The organism is Paenibacillus sp. FSL R7-0163, from assembly GCF_037969975.1.
In the GTDB taxonomy this organism is placed as follows: Bacteria; Bacillota; Bacilli; order Paenibacillales; family Paenibacillaceae; genus Paenibacillus_AQ; species Paenibacillus_AQ odorifer.
Map to the genome: position 1 here is coordinate 6,227,536 of NZ_CP150224.1, position 24,879 is coordinate 6,252,414.

Here is a 24,879-nt window from a genome sequence, read left to right on the forward strand (position 1 = left end):
ATTCAATGGGATGAAAAGACGGCGCGCATGATAAAGATCGGGGTAGGTAATGCTGCTTATCGGTCTCCTGAGCAATCAGGACGGATTAATCGTGTGCCGGATGAACGCAGCGATCTATACGCAGTAGGCGTTATTTTTTATGAGCTGTTCACCGGACAACTGCCTTTTCTTCCTGAAGACGGTGAAGATTGGAGTACTGTACATATTAGCAGGAAGCCTCAGCTTCATAATCGGTTGGAGGGAGAAGGGCCGCTGCAAAATATTTTGATGAAGTTACTTGCCAAATCTCCGGAGGATCGGTACCAGAGCGCTTACGGGTTACTTGAGGATCTGAAGTGGTGTCGGGACATGCTGAATAAACAAGGATCGCTGACGCCCTTCGAAGTAGGCCGCCTAGACCAAATTCGTTCGCTAGGTCGAACCGATAATTGGTACGGGCGCAGCGCTGTAGTAGAGCAAGTGGAGGCCAAACTTGAGCAGGCGGCTCAAGGGATGAGCGTATTTTCATGGGTGAGCGGCCAGGAGGGCATTGGCAAAACGACGCTCGTTCGCAGATTACAGTTAAAGGTCGCTCGGCGTGGAGGCATGTTTGTTGAAGGGAGAGCAGAACCTCTTCAGCAAACTGCACCGTATGAACCGATTCTTCAAGCTTTGCGACAATGGGTGGATCAGCTGTGGAGCGAGCCGGCAGATGTCATTTCACAGCTTAAAATAAAGCTGCAGGCGGAGTTTGGACGAGATGTGAGGGAAATCGTCACTATTTTGCCCGAGATTCATTCGCTGTTTGGAACCGAGACGGAGGTATCGGCTGCCGTGGACGAAGAAAATGGCTGGGATCGTGCCAGAGATCATCTGCCACATCTCATGCAATGCATGGCCGAATGCAAGCCCCCGCTTGTCCTGTTTATTGATAACCTGGAATGGGCCGACCATGGAACGCATGCGGTACTTGACTCCCTTGTGAAGCATACGGTACCCGGTTTGTTCCTGATTGGAACGAGCCGGATGACAGTTGAGCAAGCTCCCACTTTGGGAGAACCTAATTCGAATCACTTCCCAGAGATTACCTGGTTAGTTGAGAGATGGCGTACCAATTCGGAGGAAATAGTGGCCCTCCTGCCACTGACATACGAAGAGGTGAGCCAATATGTCTCCGATGCCTTGCATGAAAATTCTGCTCGTATTCGTCTTCTGGCCAGATCTGTCTATAATCAAAGCGGTGGTAACCCTCGGGCGATACGTCTGATACTAGAAGGCTGGCTGCAAGAGAAAAAACTCAGCTTTGACGATAATAGGCATCAGTGGTCATGGGATCCGGAAGTCATCCGGCAAATGGGCGATCCAGAAGCTCACCTCCGTCTGATGGAGGTGAGCTTCACTAAGCTATCGAACGATACAAAGCAGCTTCTAGCCATGGCTGCCGCGATTGGCTCTGCTTTCCGATTGTCGATTCTTGCCAAAGCATGCGACATGGTGCCGGATGCCGCTTTCCATGGGCTACAAGAGGTAGAGGCAGAAGGAATCATCTATCGTGAGGATGAGGATGAGCAGGGAGACAGACAGGATCGAATCTATTTGTTCGTCCATGAGTGCATTCACCGAATGGCATATGATTTCGATTCAGGACGCAACGCGGACAGGCACCGTAGGATCGGGCAGCTGCTGCAACGCAGCTTTCCCAAGTGGAGTGATAATACGACGCTGACGGCAATCGATCACTTGAACCTAGCCGCATCGGTTCTGTCAGGGCAAGAGGTTCGGCAACTGGTTGAGCATAATCTTCAAGCGGGAAAGAAGGCATTAGCTGATGGGCGCTATGTAAAAGGGAAAGAATATGCGGAGAATGGGATTCGCCTATTAACGGAATACAAAGAGCTCGAATCGGGCGAGCTCAATGTTCAACTGCAGTTGGTGTTAGCATGGACGGAGTATATGGGCGGGCAACCCGACCGGGCGAGAGTACTATTGTCGGATTTAAATAAGAACACCAAGGGGATGAGCCGATCGAAGCGTTCGTGCATATGGGTGCCCTTGATTCAATTTCACGCGTTTGTGGACAATGAGGCGGCAATTGCAATTGGAAAAGAAGCGTTGGAGGCTTATGGATGGAAGCTTCAGGAGAATAGCTCCTTGTTGTCCATCGCCAAGGAAGTGACTCGGACAGGGCTTATGTTGTATCGAAAACGCAATAAGTCTTATCTGTTGTCCGACGCTCTTGATGAAGAGTATACGGAGTTATGCCTGTTATTGGAGCAGCTATTTTTTCCTCTCTTTATGCATGACGCCAGAGCGTTGCTAGAATTCTATGCTCGGTTTATCCGTTACGGGCTTCAGAAAGGGTTAAACGAATCACTTGCCGTCATGATCGTAGGATACGAGTTGATCATACAGAGGGTGCTTCCAAACTATGTTCAAGCGCCTTCAATCGCCAAACGGGTATTTTCGGAAATGGTTAATTTGTCCAATTTTAATCAACATTCATTTAATTTTGCGAGTGGAATGTTTAAGCAAATGGATAAGCCCTCGGAGGCTTTCATCATGATGTATAAGTCGATGCGCCAAGGGTTAGAAAGTGGAGAAAGAGATTTCGCCAATCTGGCCCTGATTACCTGTCTCGTGACGTACAGCGGTGACCTGGATGCTTTAAAGGAGCTACTCCAGTATTATGAGGAGAATATGCGACAGTTCGCCAGCGACAAGACACAGGAAATAGTACGGATCGCAGAGAGTTACATGTTAGCACTACAGGACGAATCTAAGAGGGAAGACTTCATTTCCATTCCGCAGGTTCCGTCAAGCGGCGCTTCGAAGCAACAGGAAGAGGATAACTATGGTTGTGTCTGCAGGCTAGAAGTGGCTTACTTGTCGGGTAATTATGAGGAAGCCTTGTACTGGGCGAAGCAGGGAAGGCAGAACGAGCTGTCACTGGATTGGACAAGAATTCGCAAGCAACGCTTTTATGAGAGTTTGAGCTTAGCCGCTATATTTTTGGAGAAAAACGAGGAAGAACGCAAGCAGATACGGCAAGCTATACGTCGTCAATTGCGAAAAATGAAAAGCTGGCGAGGATTTCTAGGCAACAGGTCCTCCGCATATTTGCTAATGAAAGCGGAGGACGAACGAATGGCTGGAAATCCGATGGCTGCGGTACACGGATATATGGCTGCGATTGGGCAGGCGAGAGCTGAAAAATACGCTCTAATTGAAGGGATTGCCTGCGAACGGCTTGCAATCTGCTATAAAGATGACTTAATTAGCGGATCCGGTGCGATGATTAACATGATGGATGCCTGCGCCGCGTTCGCCGAATGGGGCATCACCTCCAAGGTGGCCCAAATCAAAGGCAGATATGCCGATCTGTTGGTTTACCCAGCTGCCAAGCAGCAGGAGGAGCAGATCTTGGAGCAGGAAGTGGAAAGCGACCGTAAGCGCATGGACATGCCACAGCTGAATACTTCAGTGGAAGGCAGGGAAGAGGCGAGGGAAGGCGAGTATGAGCTTGTGCGACAACTCATTGAGGGGGTTAGCAAGCTGAAGCAGGCTAGCTGGATGACAAGTCTGCTGGAAGCAGCGCTTCGCCAGTCTGGCGCCGATTGGGGTCTCTTGTTGAGCCGCCAAGGTGACGGGTTTGCTATCGAAGCAGGCGGATCAGATCGGTCGGATAAGCAAACGGCATCCGGATTGTATGCAGAGAGCGTCTTGAGTCATACTGCGTTGACAGGTAAGCCGCTACTTCTCCATGATGCGATTCGGAGTTTTTGGGTGAAGGATCATTATATTGAAGCACAGCAGCCCAGATCAATATTGTGCATACCGATCGCGGTTCCGGGAGATCGAGCTTCCTATTTACTCTACTTGGAAAATCGGAAATTACCAGGTGTGTTTACGGATCGGGACGTAAAGGTGTTAGAGCTTGTCGCGACGCGGATGATTTATGTCGAGCTGCTGGAAGGCGATGTTGGGGGTGCCGTAGAAAATATCTCGTTGCCGTTGCCTGTCCCAAGCCCCGATCAAACGGAGCTGAGTGAGCCACTGACCGACCGGGAGTACGAAATCTTAATGAATATTGCTGAAGGGCTATCGAACCGAGAGATTGCCGAGCGGCTCGGTATTGCCGAAACGACGGTCAAGACGCATGTATCGAGAGTCATCGGCAAGCTTGGCGTGAAGCGGCGGGGGCAAGCCGTTGTCCGTGCCAGGGAGCTGCAATTGATAGATTGACGAACGAGGAAGCGAGCCTTTAAGGGGCTCTTTTTTTCGTTTTTTTGAGGTGTACATCTTTAGGAGGGTAAGAAATTCTGCCTTATCCGAGGATATATCTCCACACTCTAGAAAAAGGACTTTCAGTTCTATCGGGGTCCGTCTATCTATAATTAGACAGTATATTGACTAATTAAAATAATCTGCTATGATGAATAAAGACAACATATTGTCTAACTGAGAAAAGGAGGACTCATGGATAATTACAGAGAGTTATTTTTGATGCAACAAATATATGCGACTTCATTCTCTCTTACCAATAAGATTCAGGGTAAAGGTGATAACTACATGGATCATTTTACATCCAGACAGTTTATGGTAATGATGGCCGTTGCTCATATATCCGAAGATGAATCGACGTTGAACAACATTGCAAGAAAGTTAGGTTCCACAAAACAGAGTGTGAAACAGATGATCATGATTTTGGAGAATAAGGGCTACATTAAGATTTCGCCTAGTAGTAAGGATAAACGGGCTGTCAATGTGACGATTACTGACTCTGGAAAACAAGCCCTATTGGAAGACGGCGAAAAAGCAACATTCTTCTTAGAAGAACTTTTTACGGAGTTTTCTACGGAGGAATTGGAAACAATGTGGGGTCTATTAAAGAAACTATACCGCTTTGACGGTGAGCAACAAGATGGATTTGAAGAAGATGGTAGTTTGGAATTCACGGAGAATCAAAACGACACCCAGATGAAGGTACTGAAGGAATTTGAAAAACGAAGAACCCATCGAGGAGTGGAGAATAGCCATGAAGAATAAGTCTGCAAGGCTAATTAATATTGAAGAATACGCACCAATCAATGGAATCAATCAATACTTGTATCACTTGGGAACTAACTATGATAACCCTGTGATGCTATTTTTGCATGGAGGACCCGGCTCAGCTGAATCTTTGTTTACGAGGGCGTTCCAAGAAAAATGGGAAGACATCTATACGGTGGTTCATTGGGACCAGCGCGGGACTGGGAAGACTTTAACCAGAAATCCAGATAAGCTTCCAACGATTGATCTGGTGCTGCAGGATTTGTTTGAAGTCATCCAATTCTTGAAGAAGAAATATAACAAGCAGAAGATCGTCCTGATCGGTCATTCTTGGGGAAGTGTATTGGGTTCTGTGTTTATTAAGAAGTATCCAGAAGAGGTAGCTTATTATATAGGCGCCTCACAGGTTATTGATATGTTGGAAAATGAGAGAGTCGGTTATAACAAAGTTAAAGAACTAATTGCGCAAGCCGGTGATACTAAATCAATGAGAAGGCTGGAGTCCGTTGGTGAATATCCGGGCAACCGAATTGTATTTAACAAACCATTTTTGAAGAAGGTTGATGTGGTAAGAAAGCTCCAAGGAAAATATGAAACAGGAATAAAGCTAGACCTTTCGACTTGGATAACGGTGTTCAAGAGCCCTATTTTCAAGTTTTCAGATATTATTGCGTTCATGAAGATTTTTCGGGTAAATGCTAAGCTGCATGAATTTCTAGGTGATTTCAATCTCCGTACTGAAACGGCAAAATATAAGGTTCCTATTTATTATATTTTGGGTGGGAATGATTGGCAGGCTCCTTATGTCATTGCCCAAAAGTATTTTGAAGAGATCGAAGCTCCGAATAAAGGAATATATATCATTCCTAATGCGGGACATATGACAATGATGGAACAGCCAGTTCTGTTCTTTGATGCTCTGTTGGAAATAAACAAGATTGAAGAAATGAATAAAACCAGTGAAACTACCTACAGCGAGAGCACGCCATTGCTGGCGTAGTAACTACATATAAATGAGATATACCCCTAAAGTAATGTTTACTGAAGGGGGTACCTGCAAGGGTGCCCCCTTCAATTCGCCGTTAGAGTGATACGGTGAACCTTATCATAAGTAGGGGGAAAAGTTTGACGTGAAGTCCTTGCTGGCAGTGGAACGAGAGGGCGTTCAGCTAACGAGAAAGTTCAAATAAAAATCTATATAAAAAGATGTGTCTGATACATCAGAAGCTTGCTTAATTTAGTTTGATCGGGATACCGAATTCCATTTCGCACTGTCCATCCGGATGGTGAAGGGAGTTGGGGAAGTAAATCTCCAGGGCCGGACGTGAAACATCCCATATATATGGGCTTAGGGGAAGCCACTCGATGGAGACCAGGTGCAGCAGATCTTTCACCATATCCAGTCTGTCTGTTATCCGCACAATGGCGTACTTGCCTCCAGGAATCGTCCGGATGCCCAGATCGCCAGTCGGCGTCATCTGTTGCTCCGTTGTAATGCAAGCATCATACCTGTGTCTGCCATCCGGCGTGATGAAAGGGTCGTCGAGGATGAGTCCGACCGTCAGACATCCTTTTTTCAGTGCTTCTCTCGCGTCCAACCACGAGGCTACCCGCTCAAAGAGCCCTGTAATGTCCGAATTGATTGTTCCTTCATTGATGGTTCCCCTATACCGCGCGTAGATAGCATTCATTGGAGCAAGGTTCCGAATCTCAATCGGGAGTTCCGCCAGCTTGCGGGACAGTTCGGTGGACTTTTCAAAGGTGAATCGGGCCCTGAACCGTTCCGCAATCGTCTGGAGAGGAAACCTGTCCCGGCATTCGGAAGCGCTCAGCCCGGTATGCTCACGGAACACTCTGCAAAAGTGGGCCGGGGTTTGCAGACCACAATCCAAGGCGATATCAGTTATGCTCCGGTTTGGGTGGAACAACAGTAGCTTGATTGCCTTCTCGATGCGGATCCGCCGGGTAAACCCGTGCACGTTCTCGCCCATCACCACTTTGAACACCCGATGGAAGTGAAAGGGGGAGAAGGCGGCCATGTCCGAGACTTCTTTAAGGGTTAATGGATTCGTAAGATGCTCCTCCATATAGTTGACGACATGGTTGACCCGGTATCGGTATTCCAATTCCAACGCTTTTGCTGCCACCATTCGTTTCACCGTCCCCCCTTATTTTCATTATTGATTCAATCCTATCTCTATTATAGCAAGAATTGTTAATCAGTTAGCAAGAAATTGGAAGATGATACGCGCCCATTACACTACCATAAGGGAAGAAAGAAGATAACCTTAAAGGATGTGTTCATGTATGACCGAAATATTCCGTTATGCCAAGCTGGCCATGTTGGCAGGGGCAGCTAGCCTGATCCTTACCATGTCCGCTTGCTCTTCCGAAAAGTCCTTAGCCCCTGTGGTGTCCCCCAGCAACTCTAAGGTGATCAACTTGCCCAACGGGGAGTGGCCGATCGGCACTCCAGAGCAGGTTAAGATGGATCCCAAGGAAGTCGAAGCAGTGATGCAATATGCCAAGGAATCGCCGGTTCTCTCCATGCTCGTTGTTAAGGACGGTACAATTGTCTCCGAGTATTACAAGGACGGCATGTCGGATTCCAAGCTGGCTATAAACTCGGTCACCAAGAGCGTGACATCGCTCTTGATCGGGATAGCTATCGACAAAGGTTATCTGAAAGGAATAAATGAGCCGATAGAGCCATTTTTCCCCGAATATAAGGAGTTGTTCAATTCAACCGATAAGAGATCCATTACATTAGAGCACTTGAGAGCACTTGCTCAGCATGACAAGTGGCTTGCATTTCCCGGAATGGACTGATTGGAATTATATGATCCAGCCTATGACGGAGACCAAGGACTGGAACCAATTTGTACTCAGCCAACCGATGGATTCTAGGCCAGGTGAAATATGGAACTACAATACAGGCGGTTCCCAACTAATGGCGGCAATTCTTAGGAAAACGACTGGGCAATCCGAACTCGATTTTGCCAAGGAGCATCTGTTGGGTCCTCTCGGAATTGATAGCATGAAGTGGCCCCGTTCACCGGACGATTCGAATTCAGGGGGCTTCGGCCTGAAGATGAAGCCAAGGGATCTGGCCAAGATTGGCCAATTGGTGCTTAACCGTGGCGTATGGGATGGCAAGCGCATCGTCTCGGAAGCATGGATCCGGGAATCGACCTCTCGGCATTCGGAGGGAAATGTGTTTTTCGGCGAATATGGCCACCATTGGTGGATGAATCAGTACGGCGGGCACAAGGCAGTTTTCGGTTTGGGTTATGCCGGCCAATATCTGACCATTGTTCCCGACCTGAATCTAGTGATCGTCGTGAACTCGGCTGCCACCGGGAATCCCCAGGATACCACCCTTCCTATCCAGTTTATCGAGAGCTTGGTTAAAGCGGTGAAGAACAAATAGAGGATATAGTCCTAGCCTACCGCTGTTTTATTGAACTCCAACCAACGTTGAAATTCGAATGTATACACAATTAAAGGGCACCCACACGAATGCCCTTTAAGGGGGAAACCTATGACAAGGATGCCTGGGGAGAATCCTCCCTCTGCCCGGTAAGAAAGAAAATGCCGCTTCAGCTATCGCGGTGAACCTTATCATAAGTATGGCGAAATAAATCCGTGGCAGGCGTTGTCCCCAGGTATCGTCATCCCAATCGAACCTAAAGAAGAAAATAGCGGCGTAGGGATCATCTCCCTTACGCCGCTACTATTCTAGTTTAATTCATTTTATTCCAACAAATCGTTAACGACAGCTTGGAGCTGATTGCTGTTAGTTAAAGAAAACGGCGGGTTATATTCGTATCTGTGATCATGGGCATACCCAATAGCTTCTATGACTTGGTCTAAGTTGTTAGTGGTTACTCCCGTTATCCCTGCAACGGCAAATGTCGTTGCGTCAGGCTTAGGGGCATATCCAGGATCCCAAAAGTAATTACTGATCTCTGTCAACGCTAGTCCAGCACGAACTTCATTAACTATCGCTTGGATTTCAGTTACGGTCCATGGAGATTTCGCGTCCGCGCTCAATGCATAATCAATATAGATTAAGTTCGACTGAGTGACACCTGTTACTCCAGCAATGTCAAATATGGATTCGTCAGGCGCATCGACATTTGGCTCTGGCTGGCCATAGTAAGCATTAATCGCTTCCAACGCGGCTTGTGCAGTCATTGGTGTTGGTGTTGGTGTTGGTGTTGGTGTTGGTGTTGGTGTTGGTGTTGGTGTTGGTGTTGGTGTTGGTGTTGGTGTTGGTGTTGGTGTTGGTGTTGGTGTTGGTGTTGGTGTTGGTGTTGGTGTTGGTGTTGGTGTTGGTGTTGGTGTTGGTGTTGCTGTTGGTGTTGGTGTTGGTGTTGGTACTGGTGTTGGTACTGGTGTTGGTACTGGTGTTGGTACCGGTGTTGGTACCGGTGTTGGTACCGGTGTTGGTACTGATGTTGGTACCGGTGTTGGTACCGGTGTTGGTACTGGTGTTGGTACTGGTATTGGTGCTGGTGTTGCTGCTGGTACTGGTGTTGGCGTCGCTGTTGGTACTGGTGTTGGCGTTGCTGTTGTTCCTGATGCTTCAGCTTTAGCTTTAGCTTTGTCTATAGCTTCTGTTACTGAATAAGATCCGACTACAAGATCGGCGCGAGTAGCAAGCTTGGCTCCATTGTTGCCTACATCAAACCCGCTCGCCTTGGCAACATCTAAGTAACCCTGGTACCATGGAGTCGTCGTTTGCACCTCGGATTTTTTACCAAACCCCTTAACTAGCATTGTAGCAAGCTGCCCAGTAGTTACGTTATCCTTTGGTGCAAATGTGTTGTCCGTCATGCCATCAATGATTCCAGCTTTTTTTGCCGCTTCAATAAACGGAATTGACCAACTCGAAGAAGCATCCGAACCATCTACATCTTTAAAGGACGAAGTGGCTTCTGTCCCGACGGTTAAGTTGAAAATTTTAGCTACAAGTTTAGCAGATTCCGCACGCGTCATGTTTCCAGTAATATCAAATTTATCGGTGCCATTACCTTCCATGTATCCCTTGGCTAGCAATGCATCAATTTTGGCAAGAAGAGCCGCATCCAGACCTGCTAAATCTGGGAAATCTTTAGAAGTCTTTGTAGGTGGTGAAGTAACTTCTGCTGCAGAAACCACACTTGGAATGAGTAAGCAAGCTACTAACGATAGAAGAATCCATTTTGAAACTTTCCTTTTCATAGAATACGCTCCTTAATTTATTTTTTTAGATGTAAATCTGACGTAAGGTTTATATCGGCATTTATTTCAATTTTAAATAGATTTTGAGGAAAATAATCTACACCCGGATATCAAGGCTGGCTTGGTCAGCAGATTTTTTGCAAAGCTCGGATTCAGCATAATCAACCATGCCGGGTTTCAAAAAATGATAATTGTCCTTGATTAAGAAGTAGCTTTCACCGATATTCATCTCATGGCATGCTACTCCTACGATATCGCCGTTTTCCTCCCAGCTGCCGATCCGGTGCGTTCACGAGTGATTGGAGTAAGGATGCGTGTGCCTTAATCATAAACGGTCGTCCATAGCCGTATCATAAATAGCGGCAAATTTTTTGGAAAATCGCGCTGCGGGCTTTTTGGAATTACAAAATAATGGAGGGGTATAAATGAAGTATTTTTACGGAGTATTATCTTTTTTGGGACTCGTCTTGCCCTATTCGCAATTCATCCCTTGGGTCGTGCGCAACGGCCTCGATTTGGGTCTCCTATTTGAAGCCATAATCAGTACGCGTATCGGAGCTTTTGCATGGATGGATGTTTTAGTTACCGCGATCGTGCTTATCGGATTCATTCTGTTAGAAGGTACCAGAAAGAGAATGAAATATTTATGGCTGCCGATTGCAGGTACGCTACTGGTAGGTCCTTCACTGGGTCTTCCCTTGTTTTTGTTTCTTCGACAATTACACATGGAGAAAAACATTTTAAAATAACATCATTCTGTTTTAGTATGAAGACTTGCCGTTCGTGACGCTAATGATGAGAAGATACGCGTGGCGAAAAATGTACTTAAAGAATTATTATGTGATACGTCCCTCATAGCAAATGAGGTCATTTAAAACAAGCGCACAAGCCATTGGCTTGTGCGTTTTGCTGCAGCTTAAGTATAGTTCTTATTTTATGATTAATGGTAATAGTCTGAAATTTGAGGCGTAACAAAAAATATCTTTAATAAAGAATTTCGCTTTAACTAGCGTACAATTTATGGGTCATAAGGAGGAAGAAATGACTGAATTACTAGCTCCAGCAGGAAATATGGAAGCTTTAAAAGCTGCAATTTCTAATGGTTGTGATGCAATATACTTAGGAATGCAAAAATTTGGTGCACGTGCATACTCGTCTAATTTTGATTTAGAAACGTTAAAAGAGGCGGTTACGTATGCGCACCTGAGGAACGTTAAAATCTATGTTGCTATGAATACCATCGTTTTCGAAAACGAAGTTGAAGAGATGAAAGTGCAGATACAGGAATTAAATGAAATCGGTGTTGATGGTATTATCGTCCAGGACCTGATTGCTTTTGATTATATCGTTAAAAACTTTGTTGATATGGAAGCACATTGTTCAACTCAAATGGGAATAGATGATCTAGACGGAACTTTATTATTTAAAGAACTTGGTGCGAAAAGAGTTGTTCTGTCCCGTGAGGTCAAGATTGAAAAAGTAAAAGAGATCAAAAGAATAGCTGAAATCCCTTTAGAAATTTTCGTTCACGGTGCTTTATGTGTATCTTATTCGGGAAATTGTCTAATGTCAGGATTGCTCGGCAATCGATGCGCAAATCGCGGAAGATGTGTGGGTTCATGCCGTAAGGAGTATGAACTAATCGATAAGACAACAGATACATCTTTAGGTAAAAGCTATATTCTATCTACTAAGGACTTAAACACCATCGATTATATCCATGATTTAAAAGAAATCGATTCTTTAAAAATAGAAGGCCGAATGAAGGCGCCTACGTATGTTGCTAATGTTGTATCCAAATATCGTAAGGCCTTAGATCATAAAATAACCGAAGAAGACAAAGAAAATCTGAAAAAAACATTCAATAGAACATTTACTAAAGGGTATTTGTTTCACGAAGACAGGAGAAATATTACAAATATCTTAAAACCTAATAACTTTGGTTATGAAATTGGAACAATCAGCAAGATTGTTAAAGATAGGTATGAAATAACACTTACACGTCCTTTAAATCAGAACGATACCATTCGAATAAGTCACAACAATGAAGATGTTAATTTAACGGTTGCAAAACTGTACGATAAAGAGGGCGAATTAATCAACAAAGCAGAGGATGTCTGCTATATCAAAATCAAAGAAAAGATGTCTACGGGAGATTTAGTATATAAAACGAAGGATTATTTCTATAACAAAGAATTAGAAGCATCACTGGAAAAAGAATTTAAGCGGTTTAACCTCGATATTAGAGTGTATGCACGTCCAGATTCAAAGCTTGTCATAGATGCGGAGGGCTTAGGCTGTCATTATTCATATGAAAGCGAGGAAATACTAGGCGAAGCCATTAATAATCCAACAACAAAAGACCAGGTAATCAAGCAATTTTCAAGATTAAATGATACGATATTCGAACTTAATCATGTGGATTTTGAGGAATGCAATGCTTTTATTCCAGCTAAACTGTTAAATGCAGCAAGAAGAGATATTGTACTGGGCTTATATGACTTAAGGCTTAACAGCCAGAAGAAAAGAACCAAGGCTTTGGAAGCAAAAGAAAAAATAAGCTTTGCCCCTGAAAAACCATACTTTACGGCCTCTGTAACGACTAAGGAGCAGTATGATGCTTGCGTGAGCTGTGGAATTAAGGAAATCTATTATAAAAACGTTGTTAGAAGAAATCAGGATGATTACAAGGAAAAAGAAGGGCAGCTACTAATCGGAGGATATGGCGGAATTTATCACTACAGAGAAACTAATCCGTTTGTTACGGACTATTCTCTAAATGTTGTTAATACTATTAGTTGCTATGAATTATATAAATTAGGTGCAAAACGAGTCACTTTATCTTATGAACTGAATAAGAGCCAAATTGAAGATTTAATGAATGCCTATGTTAAAGAAAATGACGGCTATCCTGCACTGGAAATGATTGTATATGGCAGGGCTCCTTTGATGTTTACGAAATATTGTCCGATGAAAAAAATGAATCAATGCAGAATTTGCAAAACGAAGAGCTATGAGTTAAAAGATGAGCACGGAACGTTCCCTATCATTTCCCATAATGATTGTACAACGACTATTCTTAATGGGAAGACGCTTAATCTTTTAGATGAGCTACACAACATCAAAGGAATCGAGGCGCTCAGATTAAACTTCACAGTTGAATCAAAAGGGCAGGTTGTGGAAGTCATTAATATGGCGTCAGGCAAATTAAATGGCTCTATGAATAATGCTGTCTTTAATCAGGAAACAGACACAAGAGGACATTTTAATAAAGAGATTGTGTAGGTAGCCAAAGGGATGACGCTGTCTTCCTTGCTAATCGTTCAGCTTAACATAAAAGAATCGAGTAGGAGGGGGCGGCGAGCCCCCGGCCTCTCACACCACCGTACGTACCGTTCGGTATACGGCGGTTCATGAAATATTCCGTAAGGAGTTGTATCTGTCCAATACACTCTTTAATCCATTGGATTCCCAATATTGGTTATTCAATGCACGTTGTAGAATTGGACTCCCCGCAATTCGCTACTAAGTTGCTGGCAGAGTTGGGTCTGGGCTCGAAGTTAAAAAGTCTTCCAGGGGAGCTGTCAGGTGGGGAGAAGCAGCGGACAGCGATCGCTCGTGCTTTAATTAATAACCCCAATGTCATCTTGGCGGATGAGCCGACAGCAAGTTTGGATACCAAGCGCGCCCATGAAGTAGTCAGTCTAATTGCGCAAGAGGTGAAGTCACGCCAGAAAGCGGCGATTATGGTTACCCACGATGAGCGTATGCTTGAATATTGCGACAAGGTATACCGGATGGAAGATGGGAAATTGTCGTTAGCTGAATCGTTAAGATCAGGGGTGTAACCAAGTTTCGTTCATAGATGTTGCGGTAACCTTATCATAAGTAACGACGAAAAAAGGGAGTATGCGCACACTCCCTTTGGAGCTAACATTGAATATTATCAAATGTCTACTTTAGATTAATCCAATAAGGCGAACCACTCAGACCACTTAATTTGCCGTCTTATTGATAAAATCAATCTCATTTCTGATCCCTTTATGGGCGTCATTCCACAGGCCCTTTGTCAGGCGAATGCGCAGCAGGCATGTGTTAGGATCTTCGTCGTTATTGGCTTCGTTATACCAATCGGCGAATATAGTGCGCAACTTAGTCATCATCTCGGCGTTATTCTCGTCACATACCCAGCCCAGGTTCTCACCGATACCATCGGCCGTAAAGTTTTCGACGATGATACAAACGGCGACTTCGGGGTTCTGGGCGATCTGCCGCATTTTGCCTGAGGTCGCATAAGTGACGGTGTAGAACGCGCCGTCCTCATAATAGGCGTCCACTATGCGGGCGGCGGGACGGCTTATACCATTGGTCCCGGGTTCCAGCGCGATGGTAGACAGAGTAATCAGGCCGTCCTTGTTACCCACTTGTTCTTCCAGCAGCTTCATGGCTTCGTCGTACTTGCTCATTATACTACCTCCTAAAATGTCATAAGGTATACATTGTTAAGCTTATCATTGTAAAATCTTAGTGCATGTGAAGAATAATACGATAAAAGATTAAATCGCCATCAATCCAAGCTTATACTCGATGGTCTTTTTTTTATGCCATTTAATCTCCAGTCTACAAATATATCTATTTTTTTTATGTAATAGACATTGTAAATTACCCTGGTCCTATTGTAGAATCAAGAAGTTGTCGAATAATGGTGTAAAATGCCATCCTTGGAACTCACTAGGACGACAGACTCATTGATATTTTTAGAGTAAGAAGGGGGAAGAAACAATGTTATTCCAAGCAGCACGCCGTAAACTCAGTCTGATGATTGTGTTTGCCCTATTAGTAAGCACTCTTACGCCACATATGGTGTTTGGTGAGGCCTCACAGTTCAAAGACATCACAGGCTCTTATGCGCAAAAGGAGATTCATTCATTAACTGAAGCAGGAATAATCTCAGGGTATGAAGATAACTCTTTTAAACCGAAAAAGGCTATGTCACGTGCCGAACTGGCGAAAATCATAGTCCTGTCGTTGGGTCTAGAAGCAAATGCTGATCAAGCCGCACCGTTTAAAGACGTTGCCGCGAACAGTTGGTATCGCGGTTATGTAGGTGCATTGGTAAAGGCAGGCATTACGGAGGGGACATCGGCGACCACCTTCAGTCCTAATGCAAATGTCACCCGTGAAGAGCTGGTCGTATTTTTCATCCGAGCTTTCGAATTGGATGAAACAGCGAAGAAGCTTCCGGTTGATAGCAAGCTGTCAGATATCTCAGAGGTGTCCGAATGGGCAAAAGCACAAGTATCCCTTGCCTTTAAAAATGGTTTCATCAACGGGGTCCAAGGCAGTGACGGCACCCTGAAATTCAAACCCAAAGAGCATGCGGAGCGCCAAGCTCTGGCTCGTCTGGCTTATGAGTTCAAAACCAATAAGTCAGTATATGTCGAGAAATCCAAACAGCTTCTGGCTGAAGAGGTTAATAAGGGCAAGAGTCCTGAGGTAACACCGACTGCCACCCCGGCAACAACTGACTACGGGACATCTGTGACAGCACCAGCGCCGGGAGCTTCAGGTCCGGGAACGCCAGCATCGGCAACCCCAGCACCGGCAACCCCAGCACCAGTGACACCAACACCAGTGACACCAACACCGACATCGACACCGACACCGGCAACCCCGGCACCGGCAAATGCTCTCCAGGTTGTGGTGAAGGGGGAGAGTTCAGATGCCATTTATGTGGAAGAGCCAACAGAAGTTATATTCCGCTCATCGATTAATGCGGCAGGAACGGTAATCGCTAGTGTCTATCAAGTAGATGACAGCGGCAAAGTGATTTCCCAAATCATTTCGTTGTACGATGACGGTTTGGAAGCCCATGGAGACAGTCTTGAGGCAGACGGGCTGTACAGTGGCAAAGCAGTATTGACTGAAAGTACGGAGGGTTACATAAATCTGCAGGCGTTTGTGGGAGATGTGCCAAGCAGCACAGTTTTTAAATTATCTGTAATGAAGCATCTTACGGATGAACAGCTTGCACAAACGGAAATCATTGAAAATAATACACAGAGTAAGCTTGATCAACTGGCTACTTCATATGGTAATTTGCAAAAAGCAAAGGAAGAAACTGTGGCTTGGCTCCAAACCCAAGCAGAAGTAGAGCATGCTGGAATTTCGGGTGAAGGAGGAAGCATCTGGTATTTGCTGGACAACGGGATTCTAGGGGGGATATCCGCAGCTCCTGAGAATACAAAAGGGTTAAGCAGCACCGTAGAAGAGGCTGCGTCCAGTACTGCATTGGCGGCTGAGGCGCTAACGCAAAATGTGGAACAAACTGTAGCCACCATAGGAAGCCAGCGGGTTGCTGTAATTTCTCCGTTCTCCGGCACACTTCCATCTTCGACTGTTTATGACGCTGTATATCACAGCTTTGACCAGTCGAGTTACCCTTTCCTTGTGGAAAGAGTAAAGGACACCGCAGCGGGCGTGAATTTCTTTAAAGGACTGAATCAGTATGGCGTCGTGGTCTTGGATACCCACGGAGATACTTATTATGATGAAATAGTGCTACAGAAGCTCCATAATAAATACGGCATTGATTTCAAATACGCTGGACCGCAAGTCATGTTCCTGACAGGAGAAAAGGCAACGACAGAGAGCAAAAAGACCTATGAGTTGGACTTGAAAAAGGGAAGATTGGCTATTATATCCGGTTATTATGCTATTACACCGTCTTTTATTACACGGTACAACGATATGCTTCCTGATACCATCGTATATAATGGCAGCTGCCGCAGCGCGTACAACGATTCCATGGCAGATGCCTTCATCAACAATGGTGCTGGCACTTATTATGGATATACCGATTATGTAAAGCTTGCATATGATCAAGCTATTGCTAAATCCGTATTTACCGCTTTAAACGATGAGAACATGACAACCGAAAAAGCCTTTCAAGCAGCAGTGGCTGCCCATGGAGCAAACGATGGGTTGGCGGCATTCTTCATGAAAGGAAGCAGCATTGGCACTAAGACCGAAGGGGTCATCAACGGAACCTTTGAAAACGGAACTTGGACCGGCTGGAATGGAAACGGCGATGTTCGGGTGATCTCCAAGCTGGGACCGCTTAAACCGACAGAGGGGAACTACATGGCTATTATCAGCACTGGCCTTGGGTATGAAAACAATGATCAAGGAGGATATGACTACAATTCAGATAGTTATATCGAGCAAAGTTTCATTGTTCCAGCGGGTGCAACAACCCTATCGTTTGATTACAATTTCATTTCTGAGGAGCCTAAGGAATTCGTTGGAAGCAAATTCAATGACACCTTCAGAGCAACGGTAACTTCCAGTGTATACATTAATACGGCTTCCCTCATTACTTCTCACATGAATGGCGGCAATACAGTGACGTCCAGTGTCTATGGCAATGATTCTGTTATTATCGGGGCTGAATCGATTAATGAATCCACGGCCTATTGGATTGAAGAGAACAAAGTAGCGATTGATTTCTACGGCGGGGATCATACAACATACATGACGAATTGGAAGCATGTACAATTTGATGTAAGCCAATTTGCCGGCAAGGGCTCCATTGTCCTTCGGTTCCATGTTTGGGATCAAGGAGATAGTATCTACGATACGGCAGTACTAATCGATAATGTAATATTAAAGTAATCAAAAAACGGCTGGATCAGGGGAACCTGACCAGCCGTTTCTTTTGGAAATAAGCTAATGGACTTGCGTTCGGATATGGATTCCAAATAAAATGTGCATATTGCACATAATTTGTGTTATGCTTTATTATGTGCAATATGCACATAATATGGGGTGGAAGAAGGGTGTAAATATGAAGGCAGCAATCGTAAAGGATAAGGGGACGATTCCCGTAATGGGTCATTGTGATTCCCCTGTTGGGACAGAGGGGCTAGTTATAATTAACGTTACGGCCACAGCCTTGAGTCGAGTTAGCAAGTTCCGTTCAATGGGTATGCACTACTCTTCTGAAGTTAACTTTCCAATTGTAGCCGGTATCGACGGTGTAGGAACTTTGAAAGATGGGTCTCGTGTTTACTTTGCGCTGCCTACTGCACCATATGGCAGTTTGGCTGAGCAAACAATCGTCAACGAAAAGCTGACTGTCCGTTTACCAGATGGTATTGATGATCTCACTGCTGCCGCTATCGCCAACCCTGCTATGTCGTCATGGGCTGCATTGGTATTTCGAGCTGGTTTTAAATCCGGTCAAACTGTATTGATTAATGGCGCTACTGGTGCATCCGGTAGTTTAGCAGTTCAGATTGCTAAGGGTCTGGGGGCCAAGAAGGTCATTGTAACAGGACGCAACGAATCGAAGTTGCAAGCACTTGAAGCTGATGAGGCTATTGCATTTGATATGACAGCCGACAACGGTCAAAAAATGTTTGAAAACGCCCTAATGCCAGTTATTGCTGAAGGTGTTGATGTTATATTGGATTATCTTTGGGGCGACAGCGCACTCGCTATCATGTCAGCTCTTGTTAAGGCGAAAACGGATCGTTCAACTCGTTTTGTAAGCATTGGAACTTCATCTGGCCAAGAAAGCATTCATTTACCTTCATCTCTTTTACGCTCATCAACAATCGAACTCGTAGGTAGCGGAGATAAGAGTGTTTCTAAAGCTGATATGCTATCTGCTGTTAGAGGTGTCTTTGAAATGGCTGCCGAGGGGAAGATAAAAATTACCACAAAAGAGTTCGCTCTAGAAGATATTGAAGAGGCTTGGAATGCCCCGCTAATGCCTCGTCCTGTTGTAAGGGTGAAATAAAATGGAAAACGATATTTTTAAAGCACTGATCGATTTAGTTTCCATTATCAATAGGCCAGACCGTGATAAGAAGATGATTGCTAATGCTGGCGTAAATTTGGAAGCAGCAACCTTTCGTGTCTTTGTGGGCATCGTGCATCTCCAACCGACTAGTGTTGGTGATTTGGCCGCCATGATGGGAAAAAACTATTCGAGTGTTAGCCGGCAAATTGATAAGTTAGAAAACGCGGGGTTGGTTCATACGTATCCATCAAGTGCAGATTCCCGCATTCGTGTGTCTGAATTGACGAAAAGCGGGGAGGAAATCAATGCAATGATTAGCCTCACCCGTGAACGCATTTTGCATGAAGCTTTGGATGACTGGACTCTAGAGGAAAAGAACAGCTTATTGAATAACTTAAGGCGTTTATTTGAATCGTTGCAAAGATTCGACTAGTTGCAGATTATGACTGTTCACACACAGCTCAATGTTTATTGCGATGGTGGATATTCGGGTAAAAGGAATTACGGATTCAATGGGGAACCATTCTGAAATCGGATTTACGAGGAAGCCGCAAAAATGCTAAAACGCTACTGACACAACGTTGTCAGTAGCGTTTTTGTATATTAGGGGTATAGCGAGTAGCGCAGTGTTTTGGAGATAGGGTGACCTTGCTCATAATCTTATTATAGAGGTGGAATTTATTCATGAGTAATATCAAATGGGAAGTGGATCCGGACCACAGCTCCGTCGAGTTTTCGGTGACGCATTTAATGATTAATAAAATCAAAGGAGTATTTGAGCGTTTCCAGGCTATCTTAAGTTTTGATCCCAACGAGTTAACAACTATGGGTATTCAGGCTTCCATAGACGCAAATAGTATCACAACTCGCCAAGCGCAGCGAGATGAACATTTGAGGGGCGACGACTTCCTTCATGCTGCCAAGTATCCAACCATTGCGTTTCAAAGCACCAACTGCGTCTTTGCTGGTGAGCGGCAATATGAACTTCCAGGCAATCTAACTCTGCATGGAGTAACCCAATCTGTTACTTTTCATACTGTATTTGAAGGACTAAACAAGGACCCACGCGGACGGGAACGTGTAGGATTTCATTCAACAGCCAGTATTGATCGTAATGAATTTGGTTTGAAATTCAACTCGCCTCTGGAAACGGGTGGAATTATAGTCGGAAATGAAGTGAGGATCGAGCTTTGTATTGAGGCAATTAAAATACTGTGAACCGTATCACAAATTAATGTATTTTTACACCAAACGTAGTTATGACAAGGTATAAAAAAATCCCTCTCTGCGTAATAGAGAGGGACAGTAACTATTTAAGTACCAATTCATTAGAGCCTTATTAGATCATAACTGGTTGGTCTGTAAGAGCTGCGTAGGTTTAGTAAGCAGAGCAGGCCTCGCCGCTATCCAAGCCACTGAGAGTGTGGTTATAACACATAGGCCAATCCCATAAATCACCCATTTAACATCAACCAGGACAGGTAACTTGAACATAAGTTTTAGAGCTACAGTCGTTAACAACAAAGCTATCCCTGTACCAGCAGTTCCTGAGACTAAAGATAAAACAAAGTTCTCTAACAAGATTGACCGTAATGTCTTACCATTGGATACTCCCACTGCTTTGATGATTGCAATTTCTCTGCGTTTTCTTAAAAGGCTTATCACAATTTGATTCCCGATGGTAAGTATCGCTGTAATGAAGGCAAATAAAGTCACTATAGAGAAGAATACACTTATCATACGTATCATTGAATTTAAGCTTTCGGAGGCTGTACTTGATACTGAATACGCCATAGCGGATGCTGGAAGTACACCGTTTAATTCAGAGAGTAAACCCGTAGTCAGGGTCCCTCCGTCAATAGAAAACATTACCCGGTTAGGCGCCCCATATTTAGACAATATATCTTTAGTTGTTCTCATACCTACTGTTTTTACGAACCCTGATTCAAAAAAGCCAACAATTTTGAAAGGAATCTTCTTTTCTCCCATTGTAACTTCAACTGTATCGCCTGTCTTAATTCCCAACTGTTGATAATCTTCCAATAATAATGCGGTCTTGTGCGATGAATCATCTTCTATAAGGTCACGTCCACCAATAATGGAATAGGACCTTGATGCAAGTGAAGGGTCAACACCTTCAATGCTCAATTTATTGGAAGCGAAGAACTTATTCCCGTCTGACTTTTGCTGAAAAAGAGAAGTTGCTTCACTTCCGTTAATTGAACTTAAAAGACCGTTCATCTGGACACCCTCTGTCCACTTTTTAATATCGAGAGATTGAAAAGCTTCCTTGACTGCTTCAGACTCTACTAAGGAGCTTGTGATGAGTAGATTTCCTTTGGCCTCGGTCTCTAACTGTTGACTGACAGACTGAGTTAAGTTATCAGCGAAAAGTTCGCTTGATACTGCTGATGCAACACCAACACTCAAGATAAGAGCCAATAGTCCGTATCGTTTTCTTCCAGATGATAAATTATGAAAAGGGATAAACCAACGAGGAGAGATGAGTTTCCTCATGCTTCCAACCACTCTGAAAATGAAAGAGAAAGCAGAAGAACATACCTTCACAAATATACTTACCAATATAATAATCAGTAGAATCCCTAAAAAAGATAGAACGACTCTAGAACTAATGGATTCGGTTGAACCCAGAAAAAGTGTTTTTTGTAAGTAGAATGCTACAACTAGCGAAATCAGTAATAATAAGAGTCCTCTTTTCCAAAAGCGTACCCGATAAGAAGGGATCTGATGGTTTCCTTCAAGCAATAGCTGCATAGGAGAGACGATGAGCATTCCTTTTAGAGGAATCCATGTTGATATCAGTGCCATTAGCATTCCTACTGCGAAGGTAACAATTGTGACTTTCCATGAAAACTCCCAAGACAACGGTATAGCTAACATTTTGCCTACGTAAGAAGTTAACCAAGTACTCACTAGAAGACCTGTTACTATTCCAGTAATAGTTCCTATCGTCCCGATAAGAATACCTTCTGTTAAAAAGGTACCGGCAACTGAGCGAGAGCGTACACCTATTGCCTTCATAACTGCAATATCGCGCATTCTAGTGCTCATTGCCTGCTTCATTGTATTTGAAACTGTCAAAGCGCTGATTCCCAGTGCAAGCAGACTGAACAATTGTAAAAGTAAAAGAAGGGTCTTGGCTTGAGCCAAGCTTTCGTCTGTCCGCTCTTTCGTGTCCGTTAGTGTAGCACTTGGCAGATGCTTCTCAAGTTCTGCTTGCCAAGAAGTCTTTGGTGTGCCCGCTTTCCAATGGATAAGAATTTCATTTGTGCTTCCGGCTGGAGCGTTTAGCAGATTAGCTGCTTCATTCAACGGAAGATAAGCAGCTCCAAAAATATCCGCATCTCCGTAAGACTCTTGAACATTAAGTACTAATCCTTTTACCTTGTACTCATGCAGACTTCCATCAGACGCGCTCGGCAACCAAATTTTTTCTCCAACCTTTACCTGTAGGCGATCTGCTGCATTATCAGCAAGAAGGACCTCATTTGCTTGAAGTGAACGGATGCCAGGATATTGATTTTCCCCATAATAAGGGTAAGTCTTCGTATCAATTCCCTTCAAGATCACGCTTGTTGTTTTATTTTTGGATTGCACCATGCTCTGTCCGACATATGAAGATGAATGGCTGTCGATTTCTCCCATGTCTTGGAATATATCATTCACTATATTGCTCTGTAGTGGCTTAAGGTAGGACTGGACTAATACATCCCCACCTAATAGCAGTTTGGCAGAATTCTCAATAGAACGTGGCGCCAATTCAGATAATAGGAACATACTAAAGAAACTTGCACTTCCAATAATGAGAGACAATATAGTGAAAATTGTTCTTAATTTGTTACGTAATAAACTTCTCCCGGCAGAGCTCAGCCATATCATCAGATATTCACCTTCCTTTACTCAGACAAGGATCCTCAGTTTCAACCCTTCCATCTCTAATGTAAATCACTCGGTCGGATTTTGAAGCAACCTCTGGATCATGGGTAGCAATAATGAAGGTCATTCTCATTTGCTGTTTTAAGCGGAAGATAAGGTCAAGAACTTTCTGTCCGGAATCACGATCTAAATTGCCGGTTGGCTCGTCAGCAATGACTAGAGAGGGCTTATTAATCAGAGCTCTTGCAATAGCGACACGTTGCTGTTGTCCGCCGGATAGTTGATTAGGCAGGTGCTTCATCCGATCGCCCATCCCCACAAGCTTCAACATTTCTTCTGCCTTTTTACGTATTTCACTATGTCGGGTGCCTTTGATGCAGAACATGGGAAGCATTACATTTTCAAGAGCGGTCATTGTAGAGATTAGATTGAAGGATTGAAAAACAAACCCAATTTTTTGTGCGCGATAATCAGAAAGTTTTTCTTCAGATAAAGATTCGATTGACTTACCTTCAAGTGCGATTTTCCCTGTACTAGGCTTATCTAGGGATCCCATAATCCCAAGCAGGGTTGATTTTCCGCTGCCGCTGGGTCCCATAATGCTTACAATCTCACTTTTGTAAAACTTCAGATTTATTCCCTTAAGAACAGATATTATGCCGGCTTCGGATTCGTACTCTTTGTTAAGATTTTGGATGGCCAGAATCGGTTGTTCTACAATCAACTGAATTTTCCTTCTTTCTGTTAATTTTTTTAATAAGTAATATGGTGAAATGAAGAATTAATATCACAATCACTATCAAAAGGCCTTTGAAGTTTGTCCAGTTCCAAGAATGAAAGAGGGAAGTAAATGAAAAAATAAAACGTAACATATACATTAAAGCAATGCTGAAAACAATTAAGTATAAAGAGGAATACGCTAAAAACACTTTCTTGTAAGTACTGCTCATATTGATAATATTTAATCTAAATTTCTCGCGGAAAAGTCGTTTCCTACATACATATCCCAATAATCCTTGTTTTACCAATGTAAAAGTTCTAGTATGCAGGTTGGGAATTCCGAGGATATCTGTAAGTACCCAGAAACCATCAAGACGTAATAATGGATTTAGATTGCTAATAATGGAAAGCAAAATAAAATGGTTGGCAGTAAATAGTATATTGCTCCCTGTTATTATAGATGATAATTCATATATAATAAATATCCATAATTGAAAATATATACCTCCAAGGTCGATCACTACTCGCTCTTTTCTACTTGCTTTCCAAGCATCACTCAAATCCACGAAAAGAACAGGGGCTAAAAAAAACAATCCGATCCCCATATCTCTTGGTTTAACATTATATTTAAAAGCCGCCACTGTATGCCCAAATTCATGGAATATAGCCGAAAACAAAATCATGAAAAAAGTAATAATCCAAAAAAGATAAGAACCTAAATCTGCTTTATTTGCAGAAAGACTTAAATTTATTATGTAGTTGTAGAGGGCAATACTCATAAGAACTCCAAAAATACAAATACCTTTTAAAGAAAAAAGATGCTGAAAGGGTTGGGAACAGCCTTCCAGTCGGCTTGCATTTAATAGTGGAGTACGAAAACGGATGGCCGAGGAATGTTCTGCTATTTTTTCGCTCCCTACAACGATACCCTTCTCAGTTAGAAGATGTTCTAATAAATATTGTAGCTCTTCTAAGCGTGGGGCAACTTCATATTTCTCTAATAATTGCTCAGAAATCTCTAAAAGCGACTTTTTTCCGTCCATACAGTTAAAAATGGTTAAAATCTTTTCTGTTACTTTCATTTGTAGACCATTGTCAAAGTGAACTAAATAGCGAGCCCCCTCTTCCCAAACATCCATTTCATGGATAATATAGGGTATCAATTGGGGATATTTTGTTGCTGCTATCGCATTCATAATTAT

At 43.7% G+C, this 24,879-nt stretch carries 17 protein-coding genes and 3 pseudogenes; 13 read left to right on the forward strand and 7 right to left on the reverse strand.

Annotated elements, in window-relative coordinates:
- Window positions 1-348 precede the first annotated feature (348 nt).
- The 4 genes and pseudogenes from NST45_RS27380 to NST45_RS27395 all read left to right on the forward strand — a co-directional run.
- Window positions 349-3,915, forward strand: a pseudogene (locus tag NST45_RS27380) (AAA family ATPase); the annotation flags it as partial.
- A gap of 105 nt (window positions 3,916-4,020) precedes the next feature.
- Window positions 4,021-4,221: pseudogene (locus NST45_RS27385) on the forward strand (LuxR C-terminal-related transcriptional regulator); the annotation flags it as partial.
- Between the two features lie 234 nt (window positions 4,222-4,455).
- Window positions 4,456-5,025, forward strand: a complete 570-nt coding sequence (locus NST45_RS27390; RefSeq protein WP_076140579.1) for a MarR family transcriptional regulator — start codon at window positions 4,456-4,458, stop codon at window positions 5,023-5,025.
- A complete protein-coding gene (locus NST45_RS27395) occupies window positions 5,015-6,028 on the forward strand; it encodes an alpha/beta hydrolase (protein WP_076140580.1) in 1,014 nt (337 codons plus the stop codon). The genes NST45_RS27390 and NST45_RS27395 overlap by 11 nt, the downstream gene beginning before the upstream one ends.
- Window positions 6,029-6,260: 232 nt before the next feature.
- Here NST45_RS27395 and NST45_RS27400 read toward each other — a convergent pair whose 3' ends face one another.
- Complete coding sequence (locus NST45_RS27400) at window positions 6,261-7,178, reverse strand: AraC family transcriptional regulator (RefSeq protein WP_036681034.1); 918 nt, start codon at window positions 7,176-7,178, stop codon at window positions 6,261-6,263.
- Window positions 7,179-7,335: 157 nt separating this feature from the next.
- Here NST45_RS27400 and NST45_RS27405 point away from each other — a divergent pair, with 157 nt between their 5' ends.
- Entirely contained in the window at window positions 7,336-7,857 is a 522-nt protein-coding gene (locus NST45_RS27405; RefSeq protein ID WP_339824267.1) for a hypothetical protein, read from the forward strand.
- The gene (locus tag NST45_RS27410) at window positions 7,823-8,458 is read left to right on the forward strand and encodes a serine hydrolase (RefSeq protein ID WP_339824269.1); all 636 of its coding nucleotides are present in this window, start codon (window positions 7,823-7,825) and stop codon (window positions 8,456-8,458) included. Before NST45_RS27405 ends, NST45_RS27410 begins: the two co-directional genes overlap by 35 nt.
- Before the next feature lie 323 nt (window positions 8,459-8,781).
- On the opposite strand, the gene NST45_RS27415 is transcribed toward NST45_RS27410, so the two are convergent.
- Entirely contained in the window at window positions 8,782-10,254 is a 1,473-nt protein-coding gene (locus tag NST45_RS27415; protein WP_339824271.1) for an S-layer homology domain-containing protein, read from the reverse strand.
- A gap of 97 nt (window positions 10,255-10,351) precedes the next feature.
- A complete protein-coding gene (locus NST45_RS27420) occupies window positions 10,352-10,483 on the reverse strand; it encodes a hypothetical protein (protein ID WP_256715920.1) in 132 nt (43 codons plus the stop codon).
- A 196-nt stretch (window positions 10,484-10,679) separates the two neighbouring features.
- Here NST45_RS27420 and NST45_RS27425 point away from each other — a divergent pair, with 196 nt between their 5' ends.
- From NST45_RS27425 to NST45_RS27435, 3 genes and pseudogenes are all read left to right on the forward strand, one after another.
- Window positions 10,680-11,003, forward strand: a complete 324-nt coding sequence (locus NST45_RS27425; protein WP_036682419.1) for a DUF2834 domain-containing protein — start codon at window positions 10,680-10,682, stop codon at window positions 11,001-11,003.
- Between the two features lie 292 nt (window positions 11,004-11,295).
- The gene (locus NST45_RS27430; RefSeq protein ID WP_076140582.1) at window positions 11,296-13,539 is read left to right on the forward strand and encodes a U32 family peptidase; all 2,244 of its coding nucleotides are present in this window, start codon (window positions 11,296-11,298) and stop codon (window positions 13,537-13,539) included.
- 230 nt (window positions 13,540-13,769) lie between these two features.
- Window positions 13,770-14,102: pseudogene (locus NST45_RS27435) on the forward strand (ATP-binding cassette domain-containing protein); the annotation flags it as partial.
- 147 nt (window positions 14,103-14,249) lie between these two features.
- Here NST45_RS27435 and NST45_RS27440 read toward each other — a convergent pair.
- Complete coding sequence (locus NST45_RS27440) at window positions 14,250-14,720, reverse strand: pyridoxamine 5'-phosphate oxidase family protein (RefSeq protein WP_036682406.1); 471 nt, start codon at window positions 14,718-14,720, stop codon at window positions 14,250-14,252.
- A gap of 316 nt (window positions 14,721-15,036) precedes the next feature.
- Here NST45_RS27440 and NST45_RS27445 point away from each other — a divergent pair, with 316 nt between their 5' ends.
- From NST45_RS27445 to NST45_RS27460, 4 genes are all read left to right on the forward strand, one after another.
- On the forward strand, window positions 15,037-17,928 hold the full coding sequence (locus tag NST45_RS27445; RefSeq protein WP_339824274.1) for an S-layer homology domain-containing protein: 2,892 nt from the start codon (window positions 15,037-15,039) through the stop codon (window positions 17,926-17,928).
- Window positions 17,929-18,100: 172 nt separating this feature from the next.
- Window positions 18,101-19,057 carry a zinc-binding alcohol dehydrogenase family protein gene (locus tag NST45_RS27450; protein WP_036682403.1) on the forward strand — a complete coding sequence of 319 codons (957 nt, stop codon included), beginning with the start codon at window positions 18,101-18,103 and terminating at the stop codon, window positions 19,055-19,057.
- Window position 19,058: 1 nt separating this feature from the next.
- Complete coding sequence (locus NST45_RS27455) at window positions 19,059-19,493, forward strand: MarR family winged helix-turn-helix transcriptional regulator (RefSeq protein ID WP_036682401.1); 435 nt, start codon at window positions 19,059-19,061, stop codon at window positions 19,491-19,493.
- 251 nt (window positions 19,494-19,744) lie between these two features.
- On the forward strand, window positions 19,745-20,278 hold the full coding sequence (locus NST45_RS27460) for a YceI family protein (protein ID WP_339824276.1): 534 nt from the start codon (window positions 19,745-19,747) through the stop codon (window positions 20,276-20,278).
- A 126-nt stretch (window positions 20,279-20,404) separates the two neighbouring features.
- Here the strand turns inward: NST45_RS27460 and NST45_RS27465 are convergent, their stop codons facing one another.
- The 3 genes from NST45_RS27465 to NST45_RS27475 are packed head-to-tail and all read right to left on the reverse strand — an operon-like array spanning window position 20,405 to window position 24,873.
- A complete protein-coding gene (locus NST45_RS27465; RefSeq protein ID WP_051491238.1) occupies window positions 20,405-22,960 on the reverse strand; it encodes an FtsX-like permease family protein in 2,556 nt (851 codons plus the stop codon).
- Window positions 22,961-22,967: 7 nt separating this feature from the next.
- Window positions 22,968-23,681 (reverse strand): ABC transporter ATP-binding protein, encoded by a 714-nt coding sequence (locus NST45_RS27470; RefSeq protein WP_036682398.1) that lies wholly within the window; start codon window positions 23,679-23,681, stop codon window positions 22,968-22,970.
- Window positions 23,641-24,873: a hypothetical protein gene (locus tag NST45_RS27475; protein WP_052097394.1), complete on the reverse strand. Its 1,233-nt coding sequence runs from the start codon at window positions 24,871-24,873 to the stop codon at window positions 23,641-23,643. The genes NST45_RS27470 and NST45_RS27475 overlap by 41 nt, the downstream gene beginning before the upstream one ends.
- Window positions 24,874-24,879: the final 6 nt, after the last annotated feature.